The organism is Sutcliffiella horikoshii, assembly GCF_020524325.1.
In the GTDB taxonomy this organism is placed as follows: domain Bacteria; phylum Bacillota; class Bacilli; order Bacillales; family Bacillaceae_I; genus Sutcliffiella_A; species Sutcliffiella_A horikoshii_D.
Map to the genome: position 1 here is coordinate 377,410 of NZ_JAIVKY010000002.1, position 23,550 is coordinate 400,959.

Here is a 23,550-nt window from a genome sequence, read left to right on the forward strand (position 1 = left end):
ATAAGGTTTCACAGCGTTTTTACCCTTTCTTTCGCATCCTCGATAGATCCGGCAAAACGTATATCAAAACGTGGTACTCCGTCATTTTTTATAAAATAAATCTGAAGACCACTTCGTTCCATTATATCAGGCAACCCCATCAGTTTGTCCACTACTTCTGAACTTGATTCTACAACAACCGCGTCAACATCGCTTCCTTTGAACTCCAAAAGTTCGCGTTCCAACTGATAAGTGACGGTATCCAATGAAAACACCTCACCTTTGCCGTCGCAAGGTGAACACGGCTGCAGCAACATCTTCGTCAATGGCTCCCGAACTTTCTTGCGGGTTAACTGAAGCAAGTTTAATTCCGTAAAGCCAATCACTCTGACATGGGAGCGATCTTTCCGAGCCGCATCCTTCACCTTGCGCAACACCTGCTCCCGCTCACCATCACTAGCCATATCAATAAAATCAACAATAATGATGCCACCAATTTCCCTTAGACGCAGCTGTCTCGCAATCTCTACTGCAGCCTCTAAATTGGTTTTCAACACGGTCTCTTGCAGCCCCGTTTTTCCTATGTATTTTCCAGTATTCACATCAATGACCGTCATCGCTTCAGTATGTTCGATAATAATGTACCCTCCGCTTGGCAGCCACACAATTCGTTTTAACGCTTTTTCAAGCTCCTGTTCCATCCCTCTTCTTTTAAAAATGCCCTCCTTGCCTTGATAAAAGCGAACAGGATAGCCTTTCTTTTTTAGAAGTTGCGAGGTCTCCGCATCATCCACTTCTACAAGTTTCACCTCAGCAGGTGGAATCTCCCGAATTATTTTGGATAAAAAATGATCCTCTTCATGGACAAGTGAAGGCACCTTGACTGACGCACTTTGTTTCTCCTGCACCTCGAGGAACTGTCGCTGCAACTCAAGGAGTTCTGCCTCGACCACTTCTGAAGCAACATGCTCACTTGCTGTTCGTAAAATAACTCCTTCATCCAAAGTCAGCCACTCTTGCAAAAGACTACGCCACTCCTTCCTTTTAACATCCGACATTTTCTTGGAGATGGCTTTGTACTTTCCGTATGGCTGGTACACAATATGTGTCCCGGGAAACTCTATCAGCCCCGTCAACTTGGCGCCTTTCGTCCCTTCACCCTCCTTCACAACCTGCACGAGAATTGCTTCTCCCTGATGGACAAAATGGGAAATCCCTTTCTGTTCCTTTTCCGTTTTAGACAGCGTGGAGGTCTGATAAGAACATAAATGGTCGCGATGAAGATATCCTGGCTTCTTTTGTCCAAAATCAACAAAAGCGGCTTGCATGCCTGGCAGGACATTCACAACGCGACCAATATAAATATTCCCTTCTATTGGATGAGATGTCGGCCGGTCAATCAGCAGCTCAACAATTTTATCATCCTCTTTTATCGCGACTCTTTTTTCTGTCGCCTTCATGTCCATAATTAACTCTATCAATGAATTAGCCTCAGCTTTCGAAGTGAAGTTTTAGTGAGGCTCTTTTCTCAATTATTGTTGTTATTTTTTAGTAAAAAGTCAGCTTTTAGACTTTTTACCGCTGAGCTGCTCTAAATGTGGCATGGAACCTTTCTCTGTTATTCCAAGAAAAGAGCACGACAGCAACAATAAAAACGGTTGTGATAAAAATACGACAACCAACACCGTATACGAAAAGAACCTAGTATGAATACAGGATATCTCCTATATCAATTGTCGTCAACTTCTCCTTGAAATAAGCATGCAGCAGTTCATTTTCATCAAGCGGAGGCTGTTTGTCCTTCCCCTTCATCACGATAATATTGTGCTTGCAGTCCCGCTTAAATTTTTGAAGCACCTGATGGATCTTTTCTTTTTCATCCACCACAATTGGCGTTATGGTAGAAAACGTATTATTTTTTCCATAGTACCGCTCCATCAAAAATCGCATAAAAACAAAGTGCCGCTGCTTCCACTCTGTATATAAGGAAAAAAACAGGAACACTGTGATAATCCAAATATTAATGTGCAACGGGTCAATGACCAGATAAGTTGCACAAAAAAGCGCTAAAAACACAAAGGAAGCCTGCAAAGTTCGCTCGTGCGCCTGCGCAAAGGCTGACGTGCGACTAAACAGCAGCCCCATGATTTTCCCACCATCCAACGGCCAGATCGGCAATAGGTTCACCAGGAAGATCATGATATTAAAAGTAAAGAACATCTCCCACATCCCTGCGGAAAGATAGCCAAGCTTAAAAAGAAAAAAGGCGCCCGCTGAAAGCCATACATGCTGCAAGGGACCGGCAAGTGTTACGACCAGCTCCTCTTTCAACGGACGGTTGCCATGCTCCTCCATTTCGGCAACCCCGCCAAATGGCAGCAACAACACCTGTTTGATGCGCCAGTTGTAATGCGTCGCCGCAACTCCATGGCCCAACTCATGAATAAATACAATAAAAAATAAGATAAGCAGCTCCCGGAAATTGGCGGTTAAAATGGCCAACCCGGCGAGAAACCACATCAGTGGATGTACATGAATCTTCTGTAATAGCCTCAGCCATTTATTATTCAAATGAGATCACCTGCATAGGGTCGATAAATTCATTATCTTTTTGGATGGCAAAATAAAACATCCCTTTTGAACCGTCCTCAAGCACCGTCGTTTTGCCAAGCACATCGCCTGTTTCAATAAAGTCAAAAAGCTTCACATCTACTTCCCCAAGCTGCCCATACCACGTATAACTATCATCAGGGTGCTGGATAATGATTGTCTTGCCTGTATCCTCCCTGTTCCCAACAAACGACACAAACCCACCATTCATGGCCTCCACATTAGAATGGGCCATCGTTTCCACCATCACGCCTTGCCCGTTCGCCTCAAAGCTTTCGAAAACTCGTCCAGAAGCCGGGATGACATAATCATCCGCATTGACGTTTGGTTGATCTGTGGTGTTTGGTAACGGTAACAACGCCAAGGACTTACCGAATTTCTCCTCGTACCAAGATGTGAACGCTGCAAATTGAAAACTCTGCTCCATTGTTTCTGAAACAAACTGACGCGGCTTTTCAAAAGTACTCGTAGGATTCTGGAACATGATGGCTACCACCAACACAAGAATCGCCGATGCCAAAATCTTAAACAAGAAAAGCTCCTTGTTAAATAAGGGATGCCCTCCACCTCCATCAGGTCCCCCCTCATAAGAGGTGTAACTAGAACCTCCATACCTTTCCTCATCCCTCACAAGCTGTTGTGTTGACCCTATGTTATTTCGTTTCGGCAACTGATTCTGCCGCTGCCGTCTTCTCTTTGCGGCCCTTCTTCTAATTTCCGCAATCCGATCATTCATACAAACACCCTTCCCGCAAATAGGTTTGTACCATTTTATGACTTGTCCGGGGAGGATATGACGGCGGTCTTGTGTAAAAAGAAAAACTTTCCCTATAAAGAGAAAGTTTAATTGTATTCCCGGTTATTATATTTGATACTTCCGTTGCCTTTTTTGGAAGGCATTTTGTCAAATTGAACAGAACCATCAATAACTATTATCCCATTCCCTCTTACAAAGACATTCTCATTGAAATGACTTGCTCCAAATATATCTAAGGTCCCTTGTCCTGCAATATCAACGGATTTGCGAAAAACAACAGAACCATCAATCTCTAGTTTAGCCTGACCAGTTATCTTGATTAGCTCATCAATTACGAAACTACCATTAAGATAGCAATACGTTTGTCCAGAGAGATGTATTTTTCCATTTTTACTGTTCAAGTCTAAGCAAGCTCTATCATTTCCACTAGTCGGAGGAGGTTGAACTTCATCTTCATTGTCTCCACCATTCACAGGTTGACCTGTATACTTTAAACGATAAGTTTCAGCTTTCTCGTCTTTAGCATCATTTACATATGCTTCACTCATATAGTCAATTAATATGTAGTTAGAGTCCTCAGGGTCAAATCGAACTTCATTAATGTAACCTACTCGATACTTCATCGTTCCACTGTCTGTATCTAGCTGAATTAACTCCGCTTCATCTATCTTTTTTAAGGCGGACATAATTTCATCCGGATTTTTTGTTGTTGTCATGCCTCCAGCTGTAATATTTTTCGCTACATCATTTCTAAAATAATGGATTCCCATCTCTGTTAAATTCTCGAGTTGAACATTTTCTTCTGTTTTTTGATTTTGAAGGGAGCTGCTCATAACGCTGTTAATTAATGGCGGTGCTATCAAACCAATAACTACGATGGTAAGAAGAACAATTAGAATAGTATAGCCTTTATCATTCCTAACTACATTCAACTTAAATCCCCCTTCTATTCAAACAGGTTTATATATTGATAGGTTTCATAAATAAATCTATCCTGGTTAGAATTATTCATAGATTGATATGTTTTGATATGTACACGATGCAGCCTTAAATCTGTTTCCTCTGCCGATTGACATATGGTAACATATGAGTAGTAAGTCCTATTATTTTGCGTAAAGAAAAGTTTTGTTAAATCTGGAGGGTAGGTTTGCCATTCATCTTGAGGGTCTTGATCTGCAATGTACGATACTAAAGAATGAGGTTCCGCATCACAGGAGTATGTATTGGCACTTATAACTGATTCTATTGTACTACTTCCTTCGACATAATACAAAATTCTTTCTGAAATATTTACACCAACTAGATTATCCTCCTCTTTAACAGAAAAAAGCAATGCTTGTGAAAAAAAGCTTAAGAATGATAAAATTATGATACTTAATATGACAATTGATACCAATACCTCCAACAAAGTGAAACCACTGTCATTATTTATCTTTTCCCTAGTAAATTTCAACATAACCAACCTACTGTTCTTTTAAAATTTGTGGATAAAGTGGTGAAAAAATGAAAAAGTATCTTCAAAATGAGCGTGGCCTAACTCTAATAGAGTTGCTTGCAACCATTGTTATTGGGGCCATAGTTATTGGCCTTGCAACAAGTGTGTTTGTTTCTGCCGCTAAGCAAAATAAAACGACCTATGAGCACAATGCCCTAAGACAAGAAGCTAATTTAATTATTACCAAATTGCGACAAATACATCAAGAGCCAGATTCAAATGAAGCGCCCTATTCTTACTCTTTATGTTACGAATCTAATGAAAAAATTTATTTAGACACTACTTTAACTAATTCCTTAGGAAATGAAAACTATAAATTTAAAAATGTAGAATTCATTAATGCAGTTAATACCCCTGACTCATACAAAACAATTGAAAGCACAAATGATTGTATTAATAGTGTAGATATTTATTCTCCACTGTTGGTGAAATTCACACTAGTAAACAATCAAGGCCAAGAATTTGATATGAATACAGCTATTGCGAGGATTACACCCCTTGATGAAGTTTTAAGGGAGTGGGAAGAAAATGAAGAAGAGCTTCCGGGTGAAGTGCCAAACCCTAGTGAAACAACAGAGCAAGTAGTGTTTCAGGAAATTGACAATGATGATTTTACACAATATAAAGAGTTATCTAATGGTGACTTAAATAGTTGTAAATACGACGATACAAACCATAATTATAAAGACAACGGAACTCTTAACTTTCCACCAAATAAAGAGGGGAAATGTGGTAGCTTTCCTAAGAGCTTATTTGTGGAAAATTTAGAACTATCTTCGGGGACTCTGGACATATCGGAAAGTTTTTATAATAAAGGGAAAACAGTACTTCAAGAAAGTTCCACACTAAACGTCTTCTCTAACGCTAGACTTTCAGGAGACCTAGAACTAAAAAAAGATGCTTCACTAATCATCGGAAATAGATTACAAGCTTCTAAAACTACATTAGAGTCAAAGTCCGACATCTATGTAGGTGATTCTGCAAGATTCACGAGTGATCTAATATTAAAAAGCAACACGGAACTTTATGTAGAAAACAACTTATTCGCTCAAAAGATCACTCTCGCTAATGGAGCCAAAATAATAGTAGGGAATGCTGGAATTTTTGAAAAGCCTATTACAATGAATAACGGTAGTATTTGTGTGGAAGGAAGAGCTTCATTCTCCTTTGAACCTGAACCGGTTGTTGTTTATGCTGACTCTTGTACAAATCCTGCCCTGAATAAAATCACTGTAGTAAATAAGCCTTGAGGAAAAGCTAGCTCATTATTTGAGCTAGCTTCGATTTATTTAACATTCACTACTTCAATCCGATTCGTCCAAATATACCCCGAAAAGTTATCCGGAACTCTCTCCATATCCTCCTCTGAATCAAACCCATCAGAAAATCCACCATCACCTGCAACAATGATTACCCTTGTATCCACTTTATCCATTCGCTGCTGAAATTTGCCTGACCAGCCCCATAAAAACGGTCCTATTTTTTCAGGAATATGCAGCTGGGTTTCTTCACAGGCTTCCGGAACATAGCCTGTCCAACCGATGGCGATATATGGAATTAGACAGCTTTTCATTGTACCTTTGGACATCACCCTCATATCAGGCATCTCTTCTTTAAGACTATTAATAGGCTGATTCCCACCATAAACGGCTAAGCTCTCCATATTCCTTTGAGGATTGCTTTTTATATAATCTGCCAGTAAAACACCTTCTTCTGGGTCATCGCTTTTTATATGAATCAGAAGTTCCTTATCAGGGAATTGTTCCAACACTTCCCCGAGCGTCGGAATAAAACCCTTCCCTTTTCCACGTAAAGGATATGTCTTTCCGCCATCAGCAGTATAACCATATCCTACGTCCAATTGACGCAGTTCTTCCATCGTATGTTCTCGGGTCACTCCTTCTCCGTCTGTTCTACACTCCAATGTCCAGTCATGAAAAACGGCGAACTCCCCGTCTGTTGTAGGATGCACGTCCAGCTCCACCACATCTGCTCCAAGTCGGAAAGCTTCTTCCATCGATGCAATCGTGTTTTCGATATAAGAATGCTCAGGTTCATAAATTCTCTCCGCTGTACAAGAGTCCCACTTTATTCCGTCCATTGAAAATGTTTGATGAACACCCCTATGAGCCAGTAGCTTAGGATCACTATTCTCCTTATCCATAAAAAGTGAGGTGTTATTCAAGAACATAAAACCAATCAATAAAATCATGCCTATGCCAATATATTTGAATGTCTTTTTAATTTTTTTCAATTTCCTCATGACCCCTTTTCCCAAAACAAAACCGCCCCTAAAATAGGAGACGGCCTCATCATTTCCTTAGCGTACACCAAAGAATTTTTTAATTTTAAACATAACTCCCTTATTCTCATCTTCAAGGGATTGAAGTGGAACGGATTCACCTAGGATTCGTCTTGCGATGTTGCGATAGGCAATGGACGCTCTACTTGTTGTATCCATAACGATTGGTTCACCGCTGTTGGAAGCGCGGATGACACTGTCATCGTCTGCTACAATTCCGATGATATCAATTGCTAGGATGGATACAATTTCATCTACATCTAGCATCTCACCGTTCTTCACCATGTGGTTACGAATACGGTTGACGACAAGTCTTGGTGGTTCCATGTTTTCTTCTTTTTCAAGCAGGCCGATAATACGGTCTGCATCTCTAACAGAAGAAACTTCAGGCGTGGTCACGACAATGGCTTTGTCTGCGCCGGCAATGGCGTTTTGGAAGCCTTGTTCGATTCCTGCAGGACAATCTATAATAATATAATCATAGTCTTGCTTTAACTCTGCAACGAGTTTCTTCATCTGTTCAGGCTTTACTGCCGACTTGTCACTCGTCTGAGCGGCAGGCAGGAGCTTTAAGCATTCAAAGCGTTTATCATTGATTAAAGCTTGGTGCGTTTTACAACGTCCTTCGATCACGTCCACCAAGTCATAGATAATACGGTTTTCAAGCCCCATGACAACATCGAGGTTGCGAAGCCCGATATCTGTATCTACTAAACATACCCTTTTTCCTTGTAAGGCAAGAGCCGTCCCGATATTTGCAGATGTTGTTGTCTTGCCTACTCCACCTTTACCAGAAGTAATTACGATAGCCTCTCCCACTTGTTACATTCTCCTTTCAAGCCGTGTTAACATCGGTCTTAGTTGTGAAAGCAATTGTAAGCGGTCTATGACAATTTGATCTGAATCATTTATATAGGCGCACTCCATTTCACTGCTTCCTTCTAGTTGCTCACTTAAATCTGGAGCGCGGTTTATCGTGTTATCGATAGAAAGCAAGGTTGGCTTCATCAAGCTCGCTGCAATGACGGCATCTTTTTTACCTTGAAGCCCGGCATATGCGCTGCCGCGTAATGCACCAAGGATAAAGATATTGCCGCCTGCCTTCACTGTTCCACCGGGATTGACATCGCCAATAAGAAGAAGGTCACCCTCTACCTCCAGGACTTGACCTGAACGAATCATTCGTGCAACAGGAACGATTTCTGATTCCTTTTTCCACTGAATGGCCTGTTCTTTTGTGACGACATTGCTTTCGATATCTTCCACGATAAAGTTTTTCTTGCTTCGTATTACATCTCGCAGTTTTTCCTGCTGCTTATTGGTTAGAAAACGATTCCCGACTTTTAATCGTACTCCAAGGAGCGGGGTTTCGTCTGGATTGCTATTCGACGTTAGTTTTGCTTCTATTTCAGCTAAAAGCTCTTGAAATGAGCATGTATCATCGAGATGCAGGGTTAGCCCCTCTTTTGTGCCCTTAATGGTTACATACTGTTGTTTTTGTCTATTCACGACGTTCACCTCAACAAGTATATAATTCGACATCGTCCTTCTATTTCCTTTTTCCTATACTCATAAAATAAAAAAAGATTGCTAGAATTAGTATGTATTGGAAAAGCCCGTCCCTTTGAATGGGGATGGGGCTTTAATAGGAAACTTACAAAATTTATATTATCCCTTGTAACTCCTGTAGATTTCCGTTCCAGGGGTATTCTTTTAAACTTAAAAATCACTTACAAAATTAAGTCAACTCATCTTTCTGCTCGATTGCTAGGCGTTCCATGAACAGTTTGATTGGGAAGAGCAGGAACAATGCGATGATGGCATTGAAGATGAGTGTTGGTATCATGCGTATGGATAGGAAGTCGGAATGTGTCAGTTCGGTCGTTCCGATAAGGGAGTGAATGCCAAAAACAAGATGCTCTGTTATGGAGATGGAAACCAAGACCATCAGGAAAGAGATCAAGTAGTTTGTATTCACAAAACGTAAGATACTAGACACAATGTAAACCGATATTCCGAAAGCAAACAGATAGACACCTAGTATTTCTGTGTAGACTATATCGTACAAAAAGCCGAAAAGCATCGCGCATATTAAACCTACATACGGACTTGTATAGATGGCACATAAAGCGATGACAATCAGCATATACCTTGGCACGATAATCCAGTTTTCATTGAAACTATGCAGTCCAAAGAAGTCGACACTTATACTTTCCAGGATAAACAAGAAAAGAAGCAGGGCGGGTAAGACGTATTTTCTCACTCAGAGCCCCCCTCTTCAGTTGCTTCTTCTGTTTCTCCTGGTTCTTCAGCGGAAATTATTGTGCGTTTGACAATCATAACTTGGTTGATGTCATAGAAATCAGCTGCAGGCTTCACATAGGCCATTTGCGTTAAACCATACTCATCTGCCACTACTTCAGTTACTTCTCCGATCATCAATCCTTCAGGGAATACACCGCCAAGACCTGAGGACAGCACGGTCTCTCCTTCTTTTACTTCCGCTTGGTGAGGAATCCGTTTCAATAACAGGGCTCCCTTTTCTTCGTCATATCCTTCGATCAATCCGAAGATATCTTCTTCTCCTTGTATGTATGCAGAGATTCGATTCTTAGGATCCAATGAACTCAACAATTGGACAGTGGAAGTGAAAGCATTGGCCTGCTTGATTTTACCGATCAATCCGCCTGATGTGATGACGGCCATATCTTTTTCCACGCCATTTTGCTTACCTTTATTCAGTGTGATTTGTTCGACCCATTGGTCTGGGTTTCTGCCAATCACTGTAGCAGGTTTTGGTTCATAATCGCTCAGTGAATCAAGCTCGCCGATCACTTCGCGAAATTCTTCATTTTCTTGTTCTAGCTTCTGGACTTTCGTTTCTAAGAGAGCATATTCTTCTAGTCTAGCACGCAGCACTTTATTCTCTTCATACGTATCCTTTAGATATCCTACATTATCAAAGAAACCCGCGACAACATGTGCGGGTCTATAAAAGATAGATTGGACAAAGCCTGTCGTGTCTTTAACAAACTGTTCAGGCCATGTCAAATCGTCCCGTTCTTTTAAAGAGAAACCAATCAATGCCACCAGAAAAATTAAGCTCACCAACAAAATAATCAACCTTTTATTGAGGAAAAATTGTGGCATGACTTAACACCTACTTAGCGATAATCTCTTGATTTCTTTTTAAACTCATCAATATAATCTAATGCTTTGCCTGTTCCGATAGCAACACAATCCAATGGATTTTCAGCAATAATAACCGGCATTTTCGTTTCTTCACTAATTACTTTATCTAAGTTGCGAAGTAAAGCTCCGCCACCAGTTAGGACAATTCCACGGTCCATAATGTCAGATGCTAATTCTGGTGGAGTACGCTCTAATGTTGCTTTAACAGAATCTACAATAGCAGTTACTGTATCCTTTAGCGCTTCTCCAACTTCCTTAGCTGTGATTTCAACCGTTTTTGGTAAACCTGTTAACAGGTCACGTCCACGGATATCCATCGGTTCAATACCTTCTGGATCTCCTGCAGATCCAACTTCAAGTTTCAACGCTTCCGCTGTACGTTCCCCGATCATCAGGTTGTAGTTTTTACGGATATAAGCGATGATCGCATCATCCATTTCATCACCAGCAACACGGATGGACTGGCTGGTAACAATTCCACCTAGGGAAATGATCGCAACTTCTGTCGTACCGCCACCGATATCTACTACCATGCTTCCCGTTGGTTCCCAAACCGGAAGATTCGCACCGATTGCTGCTGCAAAAGGCTCTTCGATAGGGTATGCGTCACGCGCACCTGCTTGGCGAGTCGCATCAATTACAGCTCTTTCTTCAACTGCTGTAATGCCTGATGGTACACATACCATCACATAAGGCTTGCGGGAAAAGGAGCTTTTGTTTTTTAACGCTTGTTTAATATAATATTTCATCATCGTTGCCGTTGTTTCGTAATCAGCAATAACTCCATCTTTCATCGGACGTAATGCGACAACATTCCCCGGCGTACGACCGATCATGTTCTTTGCATCGTTCCCGACAGCAACAATGGATCTTGTGTCAGTTTGCAGCGCCACAACAGACGGCTCACGGACTACAATCCCTTTTCCTTTAATAAAAACTAATGTATTGGCTGTTCCCAAGTCAATACCAAGATCTCTCGTTCCAAACATATAAGTGTATCTCCCTTTCTGATACTAATGCGTAATAGTGGTAAATGAAAAGTGATTAAACGGACGAAGCATGCCCTTATATTTTCATTAACATGTGGATAACGTTTATTGTAGAAAGTTGATGGATTAAGAAGGTTGTCCTTCCAAACTCATGAGTAATATTATAGCGTAGGATGTCAAAAAAGCATAGTACTTACACGTAGCCTTTTTCTTTCAAACTGATGAACTTCTGATCGCCAATGATTAAATGGTCCAAAAGCTCTATGCCGATAAGCTTTCCGCACTCACTCAATCGTTTTGTCACATCTATGTCCTCACGACTAGGAGCTGGGTCACCTGATGGATGGTTATGGATACAAATGAAGGATGCTGCAGAACGCCGGAAAGCTTCCTTGAACACCTCGCGCGGATGCACAATGCTCGCATTCAAACTTCCAATGAATACGGTCTGTTGATGGAGAACCTGGTTTTTTGTATTCAAGTAAAGGCAGACGAAATGCTCTTGTGATAAAAAGCGCATGTCTTCCATGACAAAATTAGCTGCATCTTCAGGTGATCGGATGACATACCTGTCCTCATATTGCAAACGGTGTATTCTTCTCCCAAGCTCCACCGCTGCCATTAATTGGACAGCCTTCACCTTCCCTATTCCTTTTGTATCCGTAATCTCTTCAATAGAAGCGTCCTTTAGCAATCTCAGGCCTTCAAAGTTTACTAATAACTTGTTTGCCAGTTGCAGAACCGATTCCTCTTTCGAACCTGTACGAAGCAGGATTGCTAATAGTTCATGATTGGACAGGCTTTTTGGCCCATCCTGAACCATTCTTTCTCTTGGCCGTTGATCTTCTGGGTAATCTTTAATCATTAGTGCAGTGGTTTTAGTGGATTCCAATTCTTTCTTCCTCCTCTTATTATGCGGAGGGTCATGCAACGGCCATTTTATCGAAAGCTTTTCAGTTCACGAACCGTTCTTGAAAGCGGAAGTCCCACAATAGAAAAGTAATCTCCTTTAATTTCTTTTACAAAAAGAGCTCCTACTTCTTGAATACCATAAGAACCAGCCTTGTCCATCGGTTCTCCTGATTCAATGTAGAAATTAATATCTTCATCTGTCAGTTCCCAAAACGTAACAGATGTCTTTTCATAAAACGTTACTTCTTTATCCTGACTGAGAATAGCCACTCCACTGATGACATGGTGTGTGTTTCCACTTAGTGTTCGTAATGTGGCTCTTGCCTCTTCTTCACTTTCCGGCTTTCCAAGAACCTTATCGCCAAGGACGACAATCGTATCAGAGCCGATTACAACGGCTTCTTGATTTTCTTGAAAAACACTTTTCGCTTTTTGATAGGCAAGAGAAGTGGCGATTTCTTCTGGTGAAAGTTCTGGGTCAAAGGTTTCTTCGATGTTGCTTACCTTGACTGTAAATGGGAGATGTACTTGTTGGAGAAGTTCCTTTCTTCTGGGGGATCCTGAGGCTAAAATAAGAGGTTTCATGTTTTATCACCTTCCGCTAGTAGTCAAAAATTTTCGAGAGATACAGGTTAATCCTATCACAAAAAAAGTAGTAAGAACAAATATCTTATAGGGTTTTGGAAAGATTGTTTTTTAGGCAGGAAAAAAGCCTCAAAAATTGTTTTTGAGGCTTACGATTTAAGTTTAACGTTACTTTCCGCTACAGTCACTTGCTTTCCGCGTGCGGTCTGGGAGCCTACTCGGCTTCGCCTGTGGGGTCTCCCCTGTCCCCTCCTCCCGCAGGACAAGGAATACATCGACAGCAATTCATCACACGAAGAAAATGCGTAGCATTTTCGAGGAGCCAAGTGCCTTTCGCTCCAATCCACTTAACTTTTAATATAGAAACGCGGTTGCGTCTAGTAGTTTTTGTTGAGCGTTCCATAGGGTTTCTGCACTGTTGGATTCTTGGTATGATTTGATGTCTTCAAAAGCGCCGGAAAGAGATGTTTTCCAGCCTTTTGTTGCGTCTGTAAGTTCTGCTTCTTTAATGGCTGCCACTTTTTCAAAGGAAGCATTCAGGCTTTCCACTGTAGCGCTGTCAAGAGAGCTGCCTTGTAAAAGTTGAGCTGTTGCCACCGTTAGCTGATTGTATAGCACTTGTCCCTCTTGCAACAATAGTGTGTCCTGTTGCGTCAGTGAGTCCATTGTTTTTTCTGATAAAGTTAGTTCTTTTGCAAAAGGTTCAAATCCTTTAGCTTGAACACCCGTTGCAATTTGCTTCATTCCATCCACACTGTGTCCTACAGCCATCAAGACAAAAGTAGGTTCAGATCCGACAGCGACTGAAGGGAAACCGGCAGCTTTCAACCTGTCCATTTCCGCGTTGGCACCGTCCATTGTGGAAAAAGCGCCTGCTTGAAGAACGGATATACTTTGAGCAGGGATAGTCGCAGTTCCATCTCCATTGACTGAAGCAGGGGTCTCTTGAGTATCAGTCGTGTCTGTAGTAGCCGGGGCAGCCGTCGGAACTGAAGGATTAACCGGTGATTCTGACATGTTCATAACCCCAAGAATGAGAAAACCGAGGCAAGTACCAATACCAATCGCCATACCTATAGATACTAATAATTGTTTTGAGAAAGATGGAGGGACCAATTTTTTCTTTTTTCCAAATGGGGCCGGACGCACTTTGGATCCTTTTCCTTTTTCCTTATTAAGCTGGCGGAGATCTTCAATATAAGAGGGCTTAGTTGAAGTATCTTTATTGTTTTTTGATGGTGCTGGTGTTTCTTCTGGAAGGACCCATTCAAACTCTTCTTCCTTTTTCTCCGCTGCCGCTGCGGATTCATCCACAATGATGATTGGTAGTTCCTCTTCAGGGAAATCATCTTTTACCGGGACCTCTTTTTGCTGAGATTGGACACTTTCCTTTTTGTTCTTTTTCTTCTTTTTGCCGTGGCTGTATGAACTTTCTTTCCCGTTTATTTTTATTTTCACCTGGTGATTGTCCACTTTTCCCACCTCCGTGTACTTTTGACAATTTTTGTCTTGGTCAGATTTGTTTCATCCTATCATAGGCCATAAAAAAAAGAACAAGACTTTTGTCGTCTTGTCCTAATTCTTTTCCGACACTTTCTTTGATGATCCAATAATTTCGACCATTTCCACGGAAATAATTTAGTTATTGTCGAGAAATGGATTGATTCGGTTAGCAGGTTCAGGAACGGATAAAGGAGGAAGTTCCTCTATTAGATCTTCCAACTCTGGATGATAGAAAGCGGAAAGTGTAACAGAATACGTTAATGGTTGCAGTTCCTGTTCAGTTGAGGTAACTTCCGGCTGACCAGTAAAGCTGACCGATTCTATCTGAGTGATTCTAGTCAAACTTTCTAATGAACTAAGAAAAGTTGAGAGATCCTCATATACTTCCGATTCAACAGAGAGATTGACCGTCACTTTTTTTAACCCTTCAGGTAGATACGCTTCCTCTTGCACTGTCTCTTCCTCTTCATCATGCATCGTCTCATAGTCTTCCAGAGTAGAAGCAGGAATAAATTCCCCTTCTCCAAAAGACATGTTGACAATTGTACTTTCAGACAGCACTTCTGCTTTTTCTAATTCTAAAATAAGTTGTTCTAAAAAAGGAGTAACAGGAATTTTACGCTGTAATTCTACCGTTGTGTTTCCATTAGCTTGGGCGGTTTCCTCTTGTTGCTCTAACACTTGAATAAGCTGCTCTTCAATAGCTTTTTCTTGTTGTAGCTGTTCTGCTCGTACTTCCTTTGGTGCATAGGACACATAATAGAAACCGGCAATTCCTAATACAATAAGAAGAACACAGGAGCTTAGAAGAACATAATGTTTTCGTTGCAGTTCAATCATCATAGTTCTTCGCCTCCGTCCTCATCGGTATCGGTGTCGGTTTCTGTGTCGGTTTCTGTCTCCGTACCGTCCTCTGTTTCTTCCTCTTCTAATTCATCCATTGACTGAAAGGCAGCTCGGTCAAATCCAAGCGTATATTGACCTACATACCTAGGCAGGACATCCACCGAATCTTCGTCTCCAACATCAACAGTTGAGATGGATGAAAGATCAATAGAATGATATTGAGGAGATTCATTTAAATGATAGAGAAAGTAAGCTGCATCTCTTGATTCGTCAAACTGAACCGAAAGATTTAGAAGACCTGTCTCATCATAAGAAAAACTTTGAATGAACCCGCGTTCTGGCAAGAGCCTAATCAAATCCTGCATCACTGGAACCATTTCCAACGGATACTCCTCGGCCCAAGCTACCGTATCTTCCAAACGTTGTGCCGAAGAAGAGTTTTGTGGACGGTTCATCGCCTCTTCTTTTGCAATCCGTAATTGCTGCGTCATCTCGAGATCCTGTTCAGCAGTTTGGACATCATTATTAACCATATTAGAAAAAGTAAAAAGAATGATAGCTACAAACAATAGGAAAAAGGCACAAATGCCATACACAAGAGGTGTGGTGATATTTCGTGATTTTCTCTTTGGTAATAAGTCGATATCAACTAACATCATTGCACCTCTTTTAATGCCAACCCTAAAGAATAGTAGTATTTCGGGTCAACCGTCTCTTGGTCTTGTGTATAAACATCCTGCTCAAACGTATCTACTTTTACAGAAATCTTTTCTCGTAGTTTTGACAATATTAACGGAAAGTTCGGATGGTCACCATGAAGAAGAATTCGGTTGATTTCCTCATTTCCTTGATTTAAGGAGTAACGGAAGAAGTTCATGATCCGCTCCACTTCGACGATGAAATCCTCTAAGAAGACATTAAATTGAACAATATCCCCTGCCCATTCCAGCTGTGTATTGGTAACCGATACTTCCCAAACCTTCATGTCCTGAGGGAAGGCAACGGTCCTCATAAACACAGGAACATGGTTCACGAAGATGCTCAGAGTAATACAGCTCACGTCAAAATGAACGACTAATAGATGATCCTGTTCATTACGCTGACCAAATTCATAATAAAGGCGATACAGACAAAGTGCGGAAACATCTGCTGCAGCAGGCTTAAGTTTACTTTCTTCAAGTAAGGTGGACATCTGTGTTACCACTTCTTCAGGAGACGCAAAGAGCACAAGCTCCGTCTTTTCCGAGCGATGAAGAACATGAACATCAAATACCGGATCCTCAAAAGGCAAGTGAATGGTGGAACCTAACTCCAAATACAAGTGACCAATGATCTCATCATCCATAATGATAGACGGAATGGTCAGTTTTCGAGTGACGACGTATTGATCTGGAACGACAAAACGGACATGCTTACGTTTCAGTCCCCAGTCTTCCACACATTCCTCTAAAATTAGACGAAAAATATTCTCATCGACAATCTTTCCATCACGAACAATATTTGGTGGCAAAAAACGCTCATTTGTGCGTTTAACGGTGAGAGGATCTAAACTCTTCAACTCTACCATTCGAATGACATGGTCACGGATAATAATATTTATGAAGTTGTTTTGCTTTGGTTGCAGAAACGAAAATTCCATCCAAAAAGCTCCTTATGTAAGATGATTTACTAGAAGAATAAGCTAAAATACCAATGAAGTATCTGTTCACCTTTAAAATAAGTGATAAGTGCTGCCAGAGCGATAGAAGGTCCAAACGGGAATGGGACACCTCTTTTCACTTTTCCTAACAGCATTCCTATAAGTGCAGCAATCATGCCAATTAATGAAGAGAGAAAGAATGTGAGTATTACTAATTCCCACCCTAAAACAAAACCTAAGACAGCAAACAGCTTTACGTCCCCTCCACCCATACCGCCTTTAGAGATGACGGCAACTATAAATGGAATAAGGAATCCTACAGCCACTCCAATTAGGTGTTCCGGAATCGGTTGGAACGGAATGAAGAATCGTTCTATAACAAAAAGACCTAAGAAAAATAGCAGAATCTTATTTGGGATGATCATATAATGAAAGTCTGAAATGACAATTATAATGAGCATCGAAATGAACGTCCAAGCAACAACCAGTTCATAGGTCCAACCCATCAAAAGCGGAGCTAGGACAAAAAGCACAGCCGTCAAAAGCTCGAATAATGGATAAATAGGAGACACGGACTTTTGACAGTGCCGACATCTCCCTTTAAGAAATACATATGAAAGGACGGGAACTAAATCTAGCCCCGTCAATGTGGTCTTGCAATTCGTACAATGTGATCTTGGTGTGACTATTGATTCACCCTTTGGAATCCTGAGGCCGACTACGTTGTAGAAGGAGCCTAGGAGGAGGGCGAAAGTGAAAACAGCTTGAGCTAAATAAATAGTACTAGTATCTATAATTTTTTCCCATCCTTATCAATAGTGGCATTACCATCGCCCCAAACTAAATCAATACTTTGTACTTTATTGCCATTAACATTTACTATTACACTCGTGTATTGTTTGTCAATTTTATCAATATATTTTGCCATTTGAGATGATACTGTAGTTGCGGCAGCATCTCCGGTTCCAGTAGTTGAGACTACAGTAATTTTATTATCAGTAACAGTAACATCGTTATTCGCAAGAGCCAATCTAGCTGCACTCATAATTTGTTGAGCATTTGCAACATGTGCATCATTACGGCTCTTCTCAATAATATTCCCAATACTAGGTATAGCAATCGCAGCAATAATCCCCAAAATAACAACAACAGCAAGTAACTCGATCAATGTTAAGCCTTTTTCGTTCCGAAGCATTTTTCTACATTTTTGTAACATCGTAATTTTCCTCCCTAAATGGAAATATGTAGTATTTATTTCTATCTATAATTCTATTATACTATCTTTCAATTTTCAATAAGATTTTACATGTTTCTACATTTGAATGTGGTTAAAAATATCGAACATTGGAACTAGAATAGACGTGACTATAGTCCCGACTATGACAGCGAGCACAACAATCATTAATGGCTCGATTAAACTCTTTAATCTGTCGGTTGCATAGTCTACTTCTTTTTCATAGAACTCAGCAATTTTATCAAGCATAGAATCCAAGGATCCTGTGCTTTCTCCGATGGTAATCATCTGTGTGACAAGCGGCGGGAACGCCCAGTGTTCTTTCATTGGACCTGTTAGTGACTCCCCTTTTTCTAGTTCTATTTTACTAGCAGCTAGAACACGTGCAATGACTTCATTCTCGACAATCTTCTCCACTATGGAGATGGCCTGCAGGATAGGTACAGAACTGGAAAATAACGAACTCAATGTTCTTGTTAACCTCGCAATAACTGCCTTCTGTAATAACGGCCCGAAGATAGGAACTCGCAGTAACGCATAGTCAATATAGTATTTCGTCTGCTTCTGCTTATTCATCGCCATTATCCCCATAACGAAACCTAAAACAATTAATAGAAACAGCCACCAAAAACTCTGCATCCATTCACTTGCACCAAGTACGAATCTTGTAATCAAAGGCAAGTCCGCTCCAAAATCACTAAACATTGCAACGAATGTTGGTACCACCCCTACAAGTAAAAAAATAACAACTCCAATGGCGATAACCCCGAGCACAAGCGGGTAAGTTAATGCCGAGACAATTTTCTGCCTTGTTTCGTTCTGCTTTTCAAACTGTGTGGCAAGTCGATCTAGCGTATCATCCAGCGCTCCGCTCGCTTCCCCTGCTTTGATCATGTTGATAAACATGGTGGAAAAGACTTTTGGATGCTTGGCTGCCGCTTCTGATAGAGGGTTCCCCTGCTTCATCTCTTCTTCTACATCAAATAGCACTCGCTTCAATGCTTTGCTGGATGTTTGCTGCGCCAGAACATTTGTCGCCTCTACCACTGAAATTCCTGCACGGATCAAGGTAGAGAATTGACGAAGGAAGATAACAAAGTCACGAAGCTTGACTGGGTTCCCGATAGTAATTTCCTTTGTGAAAATAGATTCGGGAACTTCCTCTAAATTCATTACACGTATTCCTTTTTCTTTTAGCGTCACAATCGCTTCCCGGCGTGAGCTGCTTGTGATGCTTCCTGTCTGCTTGCCGGCTGTATTTCTGCCAGTATAGGTAAACCTAGGCATGATGCATCGACTCCTGTAAGAAGCTTTCGGCTGACAGTCGGCTTATATCGCCTTGTTGAATGAGCCTTTTGATGCTCATATCAAGTGTGTGCATCCCTTGCGCCCTGCTCGTCTGCATCACATTTTGAATCTGGTGAATCTTTTCGTTACGAATAAGATTGGCTACTGCCGGCGTATTGACTAATATCTCAGTGGCCACCTTTCTTCCCTGTCGATCAATGGTCGGAAAAAGTCGCTGAGAAATAATTGAAACTAGAACAGAAGCAAGTTGAATGCGAATTTGTGCCTGTTGCGGGCCAGGGAACACATCAATAATACGGTCAATGGTGGATGCTGCACTTGACGTATGTAGCGTGCCTAATACAAGATGTCCTGTTTCTGCTGCCGTAATCGCAGTTTGTATCGTTTCCAGATCACGCAACTCCCCTACTAGGATGATATCTGGATCTTGACGCAGAGACGCACGTAAACCTGATGCAAAGCTTCCCGTATCAATACCAACCTCACGCTGATCAATCATACATTGATTATGACGATGCAAATATTCAATCGGGTCTTCAAGTGTGATGATATGTTTCTTCTGAGACCTGTTCATAAAATCAATCATGGATGCTAAAGTGGTAGATTTCCCACTTCCTGTTGGACCTGTTACGAGAATTAACCCTTGAGGCTTATCCATTAGTGATTGAAGAATGGATGGCAGTTGCAGTTCCTCTAATGAAGGAATTCTAGTCGGGATGATTCGTATCGCTATCGCTACAGAGTTTCGTTGTCTGTATGCATTCACACGAAAGCGGGAGATTCCAGGGACACTGTAGGAAAAGTCCAATTCGCCCCTTTCCTCAAAACGCTCCAGCATAAACTCGGGGATCATTTGCTTTGCAAGGGTTTCGGTGTCCTCAGGAGTAAGAGGATCTTCACCGTATCGCTTTAGCTCTCCATTGACTCGAAAGACAGGTGGCACTCCGACAGAAAGATGAATGTCGGATGCCTTGAATTCATATGCGGCATGAAGCCAACTATTAATTTTTTCAATCATGGTCATTCACCTACTCTGATAAAGCGACACGCAATATTTCCTCTGTTGTCGTTAATCCCATTTTTACTTTTTCTAATCCATCATCTATTAAAAAGACGGTATCTTGTTCATAAGCTAGTTCGCGAATGGTCGATACGGATTCGTTGTTCATAATCATTTTTTTCATTTTGTCATTGATGACTAATAGCTCATGAATGGCAAGACGACCTTTGTATCCAGTCATATTGCATGTTCCACAGCCTTTTCCGCGCGGAACTTTTTCGACGGTTAAGCCGCGTTTCGCGAAAATTTCAATCTCCCTTGCCGTCGGCTCTTCCATTTTCGCGCAATCACGGCATACTTTCCTCACCAAACGCTGAGAAAGCACGCCATTGATAGATGATGCCACAAGGAATGGCTCTACCTTCATATCAATCAATCTTGTAATGGTACTGATAGAGTCATTGGTATGTAAAGTGCTCAAAACCAGGTGACCTGTTAAAGATGCACGAATGGCCACTTCTGCAGTCTCTCTGTCACGAATCTCCCCTACCATGATCACATTGGGATCCTGACGAAGAATGGCGCGGAGTCCCTTGGCAAACGTCATTCCAACATTGGTATTCACTTGAATTTGATTGATTCCTTCTAGCTGGTACTCGACAGGATCTTCGACGGTAATGATGTTTATCTCTTCACTGTTCAAGTGATTCAATGCTGCATAAAGAGTCGAGGATTTTCCGGAACCGGTCGGACCTGTTATTAGGATAATCCCGGTTGGTCGATGAATCAGGTCCATAAACCGCTCGTTGTTCTTTTTATTGAACCCTAGCTGAGAGATGTCGTTTAAAGCGCTGCTCATATCGAGGATACGCATTACGATTTTCTCTCCAAACACGGTAGGCAATGTAGATACACGGACATCTACCGGGTGAAAATCAATATTTGTTTTGATTCTCCCATCCTGTGGTACGCGGTGTTCGGTAATATCCATTTTCCCAAGAATTTTTATTCTTGCTATCAATACGTTTTGCGTGTGTTTTGGTAATGTCCTCTCGGTTCGAAGCACGCCGTCAATACGGTAGCGCACGACCACTTTCGTTTCATGAGGATCGATATGAATATCACTTGCCCTTTGCTGGACAGCATTTTGCAGGAGCTGGTTCACAATCCGTACAATCGGTGAATCATCTTCAGTGATACTCTCTTCCTGCACCTTCATCTCTACATTTGGTTCGAAACCGTCCAATAGCTCGTCCATGGAGTCCGTTGTTTCATAATATTTATTGATGGAACGGAGAATATCATCCTTTGTTGCTATGACAGGCTCGACTTCAAAACCTGTGGATAAGCGAAGGTCATCCATGGCGAAGAAATCCATTGGATCTGCCATTGCAACAAACAGTTTATCCTGTTCTTTTTTTAGAGGAATGATCAGGTTCCTTTTCGCAAAATCCTTGGAGATTAAATGAATTAGTTTTTCATCCAGAGGGTATCGGTACAAGCTGACATGGGGTATACCTAATTGGAATTCCAATACCTCTATCAGCTGCTGTTCGGTAATATATCCTTTTTGAAGCAGGACATCTCCAATTTTTTGTTCGCGAGTTTTTTCTTTTAAAGCGCTTTGCAATTGACTTTCTGTGATGATCCCGGCATCAACTAGCAGGTCACCAAGTCTTTTTCTGATTTGTACCATTGGATTCATCCTTTTGTGTCACTTATTTGCCGATATAGCCGCCACTGCCCGGGTCTTCGTTGTCATCATCGTTCGCATTCCCGTTTCCTGAGCCTGTATCATTGTTGTTAGTGCTACCTGTGTTGGTATTGTTATTCGAATTCGTTTCACCGGTGTTCGTATTTTGGTTTCCGGTTGTATTGTTATTTGTACCGGAAGTGTTTGTGTTCGTGTTTGTGTTCGTGTTGGTATTTGTGTTTCCAATATTCGTTCCCGTATTTATGTTGGAGCCGTTATTCGTGTTAGTGTTTGTTCCGGTATTATTCCCGATAGAATTAGGACTGGTTGGATCAGTTGTAACGACAGGACGGGTTAATGCATGTAATTCCACGCGCTGAATTGGGGCATAGAAATCCTCACTATAAACGATGGTTTCTGTTATTTGCCCGGATGCATCTGTTGCTGTTCGAACGAGTTGAATGTAGGAACCATTTTTCCCCGCCTCTTTTACACGCGTTCCAGAGCCCGGAATTGTAGCAGAATACTGAATAACTGTTTTAGGTGATAGAGTCTGCATTTCCACTTGATTCACTTCATAGGTGTATGGAAGTGGCCCGCCCTTTAATTCCCCTGTAAGAGATGAGCCATTGACTGATATGGTAATGGTATATTCACTCGTATTTGGATTGGTAAAAGCGAAATCCATCTTTTCTTTTTGAAAACGTGCTTCATACCCTTCTGATGCCCAAGTTGGAAGTTCTTTAGAAATATGTCGCTCCACTACACCGAAATTGGTAGGTGCTATTAATTCGAATAGCATGGACGCAAACATGCTTGCTGCCTCATCAGATAAAGTTAGCTCTTCTTTCTCAAGCCATGCCTCAACAGAGAACGCTTCACTTCCCAGAAGTTTAATTTCTTTTCCATTCAAAACTTCCTGAAGCTCTGTCATAGCGGTTTGACCGGCAATATTCACTGTAACTTGAAGATTTGTTTGATCCATCACTTCATCATCAACTAGGTAATCTGAAAAGGAAAAAGTATGATCTCCTTCTTTTAGATGAGAAGCTACTTCTTCCAGATCCTTTTTCAAGTTTTCCGTATCCATGGCAGCAAAAATATCAGAAGTTTGAGAGAGCAATTCAATTTGCTCCAACAATTTTCCATTTGGAAGTTCTACTTTTAATGGATTATGAGAACTGTCTTCCGCAAGTTCTACTGATTCAGGAATGTAAAAAGTAAAAGCTTCTTTCGGAAAAGGTTGGAGTTCACCCGCCCACTCTAAATAAATCGTTCCATTGGTTATCCAACTGTTTTTAGCCTCTTCCACCTTCTCTAATGCATCCGTTTTAGACGTATTACTTACTTCCGCATTCGCAATAAGGGTGGATTCAGAAAAAGAATTGGTGTGTGGCAGCCACTGATTAGTGATCAGGGTTCCCACTTGTGAAAAACCAAAAATAAATATTGTACAGACTAGCAAAGCTGCCAATAGTTTTAGACTTTGCATCCCTTTCCCTCCAA

At 41.3% G+C, this 23,550-nt stretch carries 24 protein-coding genes; 1 reads left to right on the plus strand and 23 read right to left on the minus strand.

Going from position 1 to position 23,550, the window contains the following annotated elements; all coding sequences use genetic code 11:
• Positions 1 to 8: 8 nt before the first annotated feature.
• The 5 genes from LC091_RS03165 to LC091_RS03185 all read right to left on the minus strand — a co-directional run bounded on the left by LC091_RS03165 (position 9) and on the right by LC091_RS03185 (position 4,802).
• Complete coding sequence (locus LC091_RS03165) at positions 9 to 1,439, minus strand: Rne/Rng family ribonuclease (protein ID WP_226680233.1); 1,431 nt, start codon at positions 1,437 to 1,439, stop codon at positions 9 to 11.
• A 241-nt stretch (positions 1,440 to 1,680) separates the two neighbouring features.
• Positions 1,681 to 2,550: a M50 family metallopeptidase gene (locus tag LC091_RS03170; protein ID WP_319003630.1), complete on the minus strand. Its 870-nt coding sequence runs from the start codon at positions 2,548 to 2,550 to the stop codon at positions 1,681 to 1,683.
• Complete coding sequence (locus tag LC091_RS03175) at positions 2,543 to 3,325, minus strand: M23 family metallopeptidase (RefSeq protein WP_226680234.1); 783 nt, start codon at positions 3,323 to 3,325, stop codon at positions 2,543 to 2,545. The genes LC091_RS03170 and LC091_RS03175 overlap by 8 nt, the downstream gene beginning before the upstream one ends.
• Positions 3,326 to 3,432: 107 nt before the next feature.
• Complete coding sequence (locus LC091_RS03180; protein WP_226680235.1) at positions 3,433 to 4,278, minus strand: hypothetical protein; 846 nt, start codon at positions 4,276 to 4,278, stop codon at positions 3,433 to 3,435.
• Between the two features lie 14 nt (positions 4,279 to 4,292).
• Positions 4,293 to 4,802: a prepilin-type N-terminal cleavage/methylation domain-containing protein gene (locus LC091_RS03185; protein WP_226680236.1), complete on the minus strand. Its 510-nt coding sequence runs from the start codon at positions 4,800 to 4,802 to the stop codon at positions 4,293 to 4,295.
• Positions 4,803 to 4,849: 47 nt separating this feature from the next.
• On the opposite strand from LC091_RS03185, the gene LC091_RS03190 reads away from it, so the two are divergent.
• Positions 4,850 to 6,091, plus strand: coding sequence for a PulJ/GspJ family protein (locus tag LC091_RS03190; RefSeq protein WP_226680237.1), 1,242 nt, complete (start codon positions 4,850 to 4,852; stop codon positions 6,089 to 6,091).
• 35 nt (positions 6,092 to 6,126) lie between these two features.
• On the opposite strand, the gene LC091_RS03195 is transcribed toward LC091_RS03190, so the two are convergent.
• The 18 genes from LC091_RS03195 to LC091_RS03280 all read right to left on the minus strand — a co-directional run bounded on the left by LC091_RS03195 (position 6,127) and on the right by LC091_RS03280 (position 23,536).
• Positions 6,127 to 7,104, minus strand: coding sequence for a glycerophosphodiester phosphodiesterase family protein (locus tag LC091_RS03195; protein WP_226680238.1), 978 nt, complete (start codon positions 7,102 to 7,104; stop codon positions 6,127 to 6,129).
• Positions 7,105 to 7,161: 57 nt separating this feature from the next.
• A complete protein-coding gene (gene minD / locus LC091_RS03200; protein WP_226680239.1) occupies positions 7,162 to 7,962 on the minus strand; it encodes a septum site-determining protein MinD in 801 nt (266 codons plus the stop codon).
• Between the two features lie 3 nt (positions 7,963 to 7,965).
• Positions 7,966 to 8,685 (minus strand): septum site-determining protein MinC, encoded by a 720-nt coding sequence (minC, locus tag LC091_RS03205; RefSeq protein WP_264179202.1) that lies wholly within the window; start codon positions 8,683 to 8,685, stop codon positions 7,966 to 7,968.
• A gap of 196 nt (positions 8,686 to 8,881) precedes the next feature.
• Entirely contained in the window at positions 8,882 to 9,406 is a 525-nt protein-coding gene (gene mreD, locus LC091_RS03210) for a rod shape-determining protein MreD (protein ID WP_226680240.1), read from the minus strand.
• The gene (mreC, locus tag LC091_RS03215; protein ID WP_226680241.1) at positions 9,403 to 10,293 is read right to left on the minus strand and encodes a rod shape-determining protein MreC; all 891 of its coding nucleotides are present in this window, start codon (positions 10,291 to 10,293) and stop codon (positions 9,403 to 9,405) included. Before mreC ends, mreD begins: the two co-directional genes overlap by 4 nt.
• A gap of 14 nt (positions 10,294 to 10,307) precedes the next feature.
• Positions 10,308 to 11,324 (minus strand): rod shape-determining protein, encoded by a 1,017-nt coding sequence (locus LC091_RS03220; protein ID WP_010195904.1) that lies wholly within the window; start codon positions 11,322 to 11,324, stop codon positions 10,308 to 10,310.
• Between the two features lie 193 nt (positions 11,325 to 11,517).
• A complete protein-coding gene (gene radC / locus LC091_RS03225; RefSeq protein WP_226680501.1) occupies positions 11,518 to 12,189 on the minus strand; it encodes a RadC family protein in 672 nt (223 codons plus the stop codon).
• A gap of 74 nt (positions 12,190 to 12,263) precedes the next feature.
• Positions 12,264 to 12,821, minus strand: a complete 558-nt coding sequence (locus tag LC091_RS03230) for a Maf family protein (protein WP_226680242.1) — start codon at positions 12,819 to 12,821, stop codon at positions 12,264 to 12,266.
• Between the two features lie 354 nt (positions 12,822 to 13,175).
• Complete coding sequence (locus tag LC091_RS03235; RefSeq protein ID WP_226680243.1) at positions 13,176 to 14,294, minus strand: hypothetical protein; 1,119 nt, start codon at positions 14,292 to 14,294, stop codon at positions 13,176 to 13,178.
• Positions 14,295 to 14,459: 165 nt separating this feature from the next.
• Positions 14,460 to 15,167 (minus strand): pilus assembly protein PilO, encoded by a 708-nt coding sequence (locus LC091_RS03240; protein ID WP_226680244.1) that lies wholly within the window; start codon positions 15,165 to 15,167, stop codon positions 14,460 to 14,462.
• Positions 15,164 to 15,829, minus strand: coding sequence for a PilN domain-containing protein (locus LC091_RS03245; protein ID WP_226680245.1), 666 nt, complete (start codon positions 15,827 to 15,829; stop codon positions 15,164 to 15,166). The genes LC091_RS03240 and LC091_RS03245 overlap by 4 nt, the downstream gene beginning before the upstream one ends.
• Entirely contained in the window at positions 15,826 to 16,809 is a 984-nt protein-coding gene (gene pilM / locus LC091_RS03250; RefSeq protein ID WP_226680246.1) for a type IV pilus biogenesis protein PilM, read from the minus strand. The genes LC091_RS03245 and pilM overlap by 4 nt, the downstream gene beginning before the upstream one ends.
• A 29-nt stretch (positions 16,810 to 16,838) precedes the next feature.
• Positions 16,839 to 17,588: a prepilin peptidase gene (locus LC091_RS03255; RefSeq protein WP_226680503.1), complete on the minus strand. Its 750-nt coding sequence runs from the start codon at positions 17,586 to 17,588 to the stop codon at positions 16,839 to 16,841.
• An 11-nt stretch (positions 17,589 to 17,599) separates the two neighbouring features.
• The gene (locus LC091_RS03260; RefSeq protein ID WP_226680247.1) at positions 17,600 to 18,025 is read right to left on the minus strand and encodes a type II secretion system protein; all 426 of its coding nucleotides are present in this window, start codon (positions 18,023 to 18,025) and stop codon (positions 17,600 to 17,602) included.
• A gap of 96 nt (positions 18,026 to 18,121) precedes the next feature.
• Positions 18,122 to 19,330, minus strand: coding sequence for a type II secretion system F family protein (locus tag LC091_RS03265; protein ID WP_226680248.1), 1,209 nt, complete (start codon positions 19,328 to 19,330; stop codon positions 18,122 to 18,124).
• Entirely contained in the window at positions 19,323 to 20,369 is a 1,047-nt protein-coding gene (locus LC091_RS03270) for a type IV pilus twitching motility protein PilT (protein ID WP_226680249.1), read from the minus strand. Before LC091_RS03270 ends, LC091_RS03265 begins: the two co-directional genes overlap by 8 nt.
• A 10-nt stretch (positions 20,370 to 20,379) precedes the next feature.
• Entirely contained in the window at positions 20,380 to 22,047 is a 1,668-nt protein-coding gene (locus tag LC091_RS03275; protein ID WP_226680250.1) for a GspE/PulE family protein, read from the minus strand.
• A gap of 22 nt (positions 22,048 to 22,069) precedes the next feature.
• On the minus strand, positions 22,070 to 23,536 hold the full coding sequence (locus LC091_RS03280) for a VanW family protein (protein ID WP_226680251.1): 1,467 nt from the start codon (positions 23,534 to 23,536) through the stop codon (positions 22,070 to 22,072).
• Between the last annotated feature and the right edge of the window lie 14 nt (positions 23,537 to 23,550).

What these genes read in the sequence shown, in the direction of transcription:
- LC091_RS03165 (WP_226680233.1), bottom strand. Translation starts at nt 1,439, where the DNA reads ATGAAGGCGACAGAAAAAAGAGTCGCGATAAAAGAGGATGATAAAATT.
- LC091_RS03175 (WP_226680234.1), bottom strand. Translation starts at nt 3,325, where the DNA reads ATGAATGATCGGATTGCGGAAATTAGAAGAAGGGCCGCAAAGAGAAGA.
- LC091_RS03185 (WP_226680236.1), bottom strand. Translation starts at nt 4,802, where the DNA reads ATGTTGAAATTTACTAGGGAAAAGATAAATAATGACAGTGGTTTCACT.
- LC091_RS03190 (WP_226680237.1), top strand. Translation starts at nt 4,850, where the DNA reads ATGAAAAAGTATCTTCAAAATGAGCGTGGCCTAACTCTAATAGAGTTG.
- LC091_RS03195 (WP_226680238.1), bottom strand. Translation starts at nt 7,104, where the DNA reads ATGAGGAAATTGAAAAAAATTAAAAAGACATTCAAATATATTGGCATA.
- minC (WP_264179202.1), bottom strand. Translation starts at nt 8,685, where the DNA reads ATGTCGAATTATATACTTGTTGAGGTGAACGTCGTGAATAGACAAAAA.
- mreC (WP_226680241.1), bottom strand. Translation starts at nt 10,293, where the DNA reads ATGCCACAATTTTTCCTCAATAAAAGGTTGATTATTTTGTTGGTGAGC.
- LC091_RS03220 (WP_010195904.1), bottom strand. Translation starts at nt 11,324, where the DNA reads ATGTTTGGAACGAGAGATCTTGGTATTGACTTGGGAACAGCCAATACA.
- radC (WP_226680501.1), bottom strand. Translation starts at nt 12,189, where the DNA reads ATGATTAAAGATTACCCAGAAGATCAACGGCCAAGAGAAAGAATGGTT.
- LC091_RS03230 (WP_226680242.1), bottom strand. Translation starts at nt 12,821, where the DNA reads ATGAAACCTCTTATTTTAGCCTCAGGATCCCCCAGAAGAAAGGAACTT.
- LC091_RS03240 (WP_226680244.1), bottom strand. Translation starts at nt 15,167, where the DNA reads ATGATGATTGAACTGCAACGAAAACATTATGTTCTTCTAAGCTCCTGT.
- LC091_RS03245 (WP_226680245.1), bottom strand. Translation starts at nt 15,829, where the DNA reads ATGATGTTAGTTGATATCGACTTATTACCAAAGAGAAAATCACGAAAT.
- pilM (WP_226680246.1), bottom strand. Translation starts at nt 16,809, where the DNA reads ATGGAATTTTCGTTTCTGCAACCAAAGCAAAACAACTTCATAAATATT.
- LC091_RS03260 (WP_226680247.1), bottom strand. Translation starts at nt 18,025, where the DNA reads ATGTTACAAAAATGTAGAAAAATGCTTCGGAACGAAAAAGGCTTAACA.
- LC091_RS03265 (WP_226680248.1), bottom strand. Translation starts at nt 19,330, where the DNA reads ATGCCTAGGTTTACCTATACTGGCAGAAATACAGCCGGCAAGCAGACA.
- LC091_RS03270 (WP_226680249.1), bottom strand. Translation starts at nt 20,369, where the DNA reads ATGATTGAAAAAATTAATAGTTGGCTTCATGCCGCATATGAATTCAAG.
- LC091_RS03275 (WP_226680250.1), bottom strand. Translation starts at nt 22,047, where the DNA reads ATGGTACAAATCAGAAAAAGACTTGGTGACCTGCTAGTTGATGCCGGG.
- LC091_RS03280 (WP_226680251.1), bottom strand. Translation starts at nt 23,536, where the DNA reads ATGCAAAGTCTAAAACTATTGGCAGCTTTGCTAGTCTGTACAATATTT.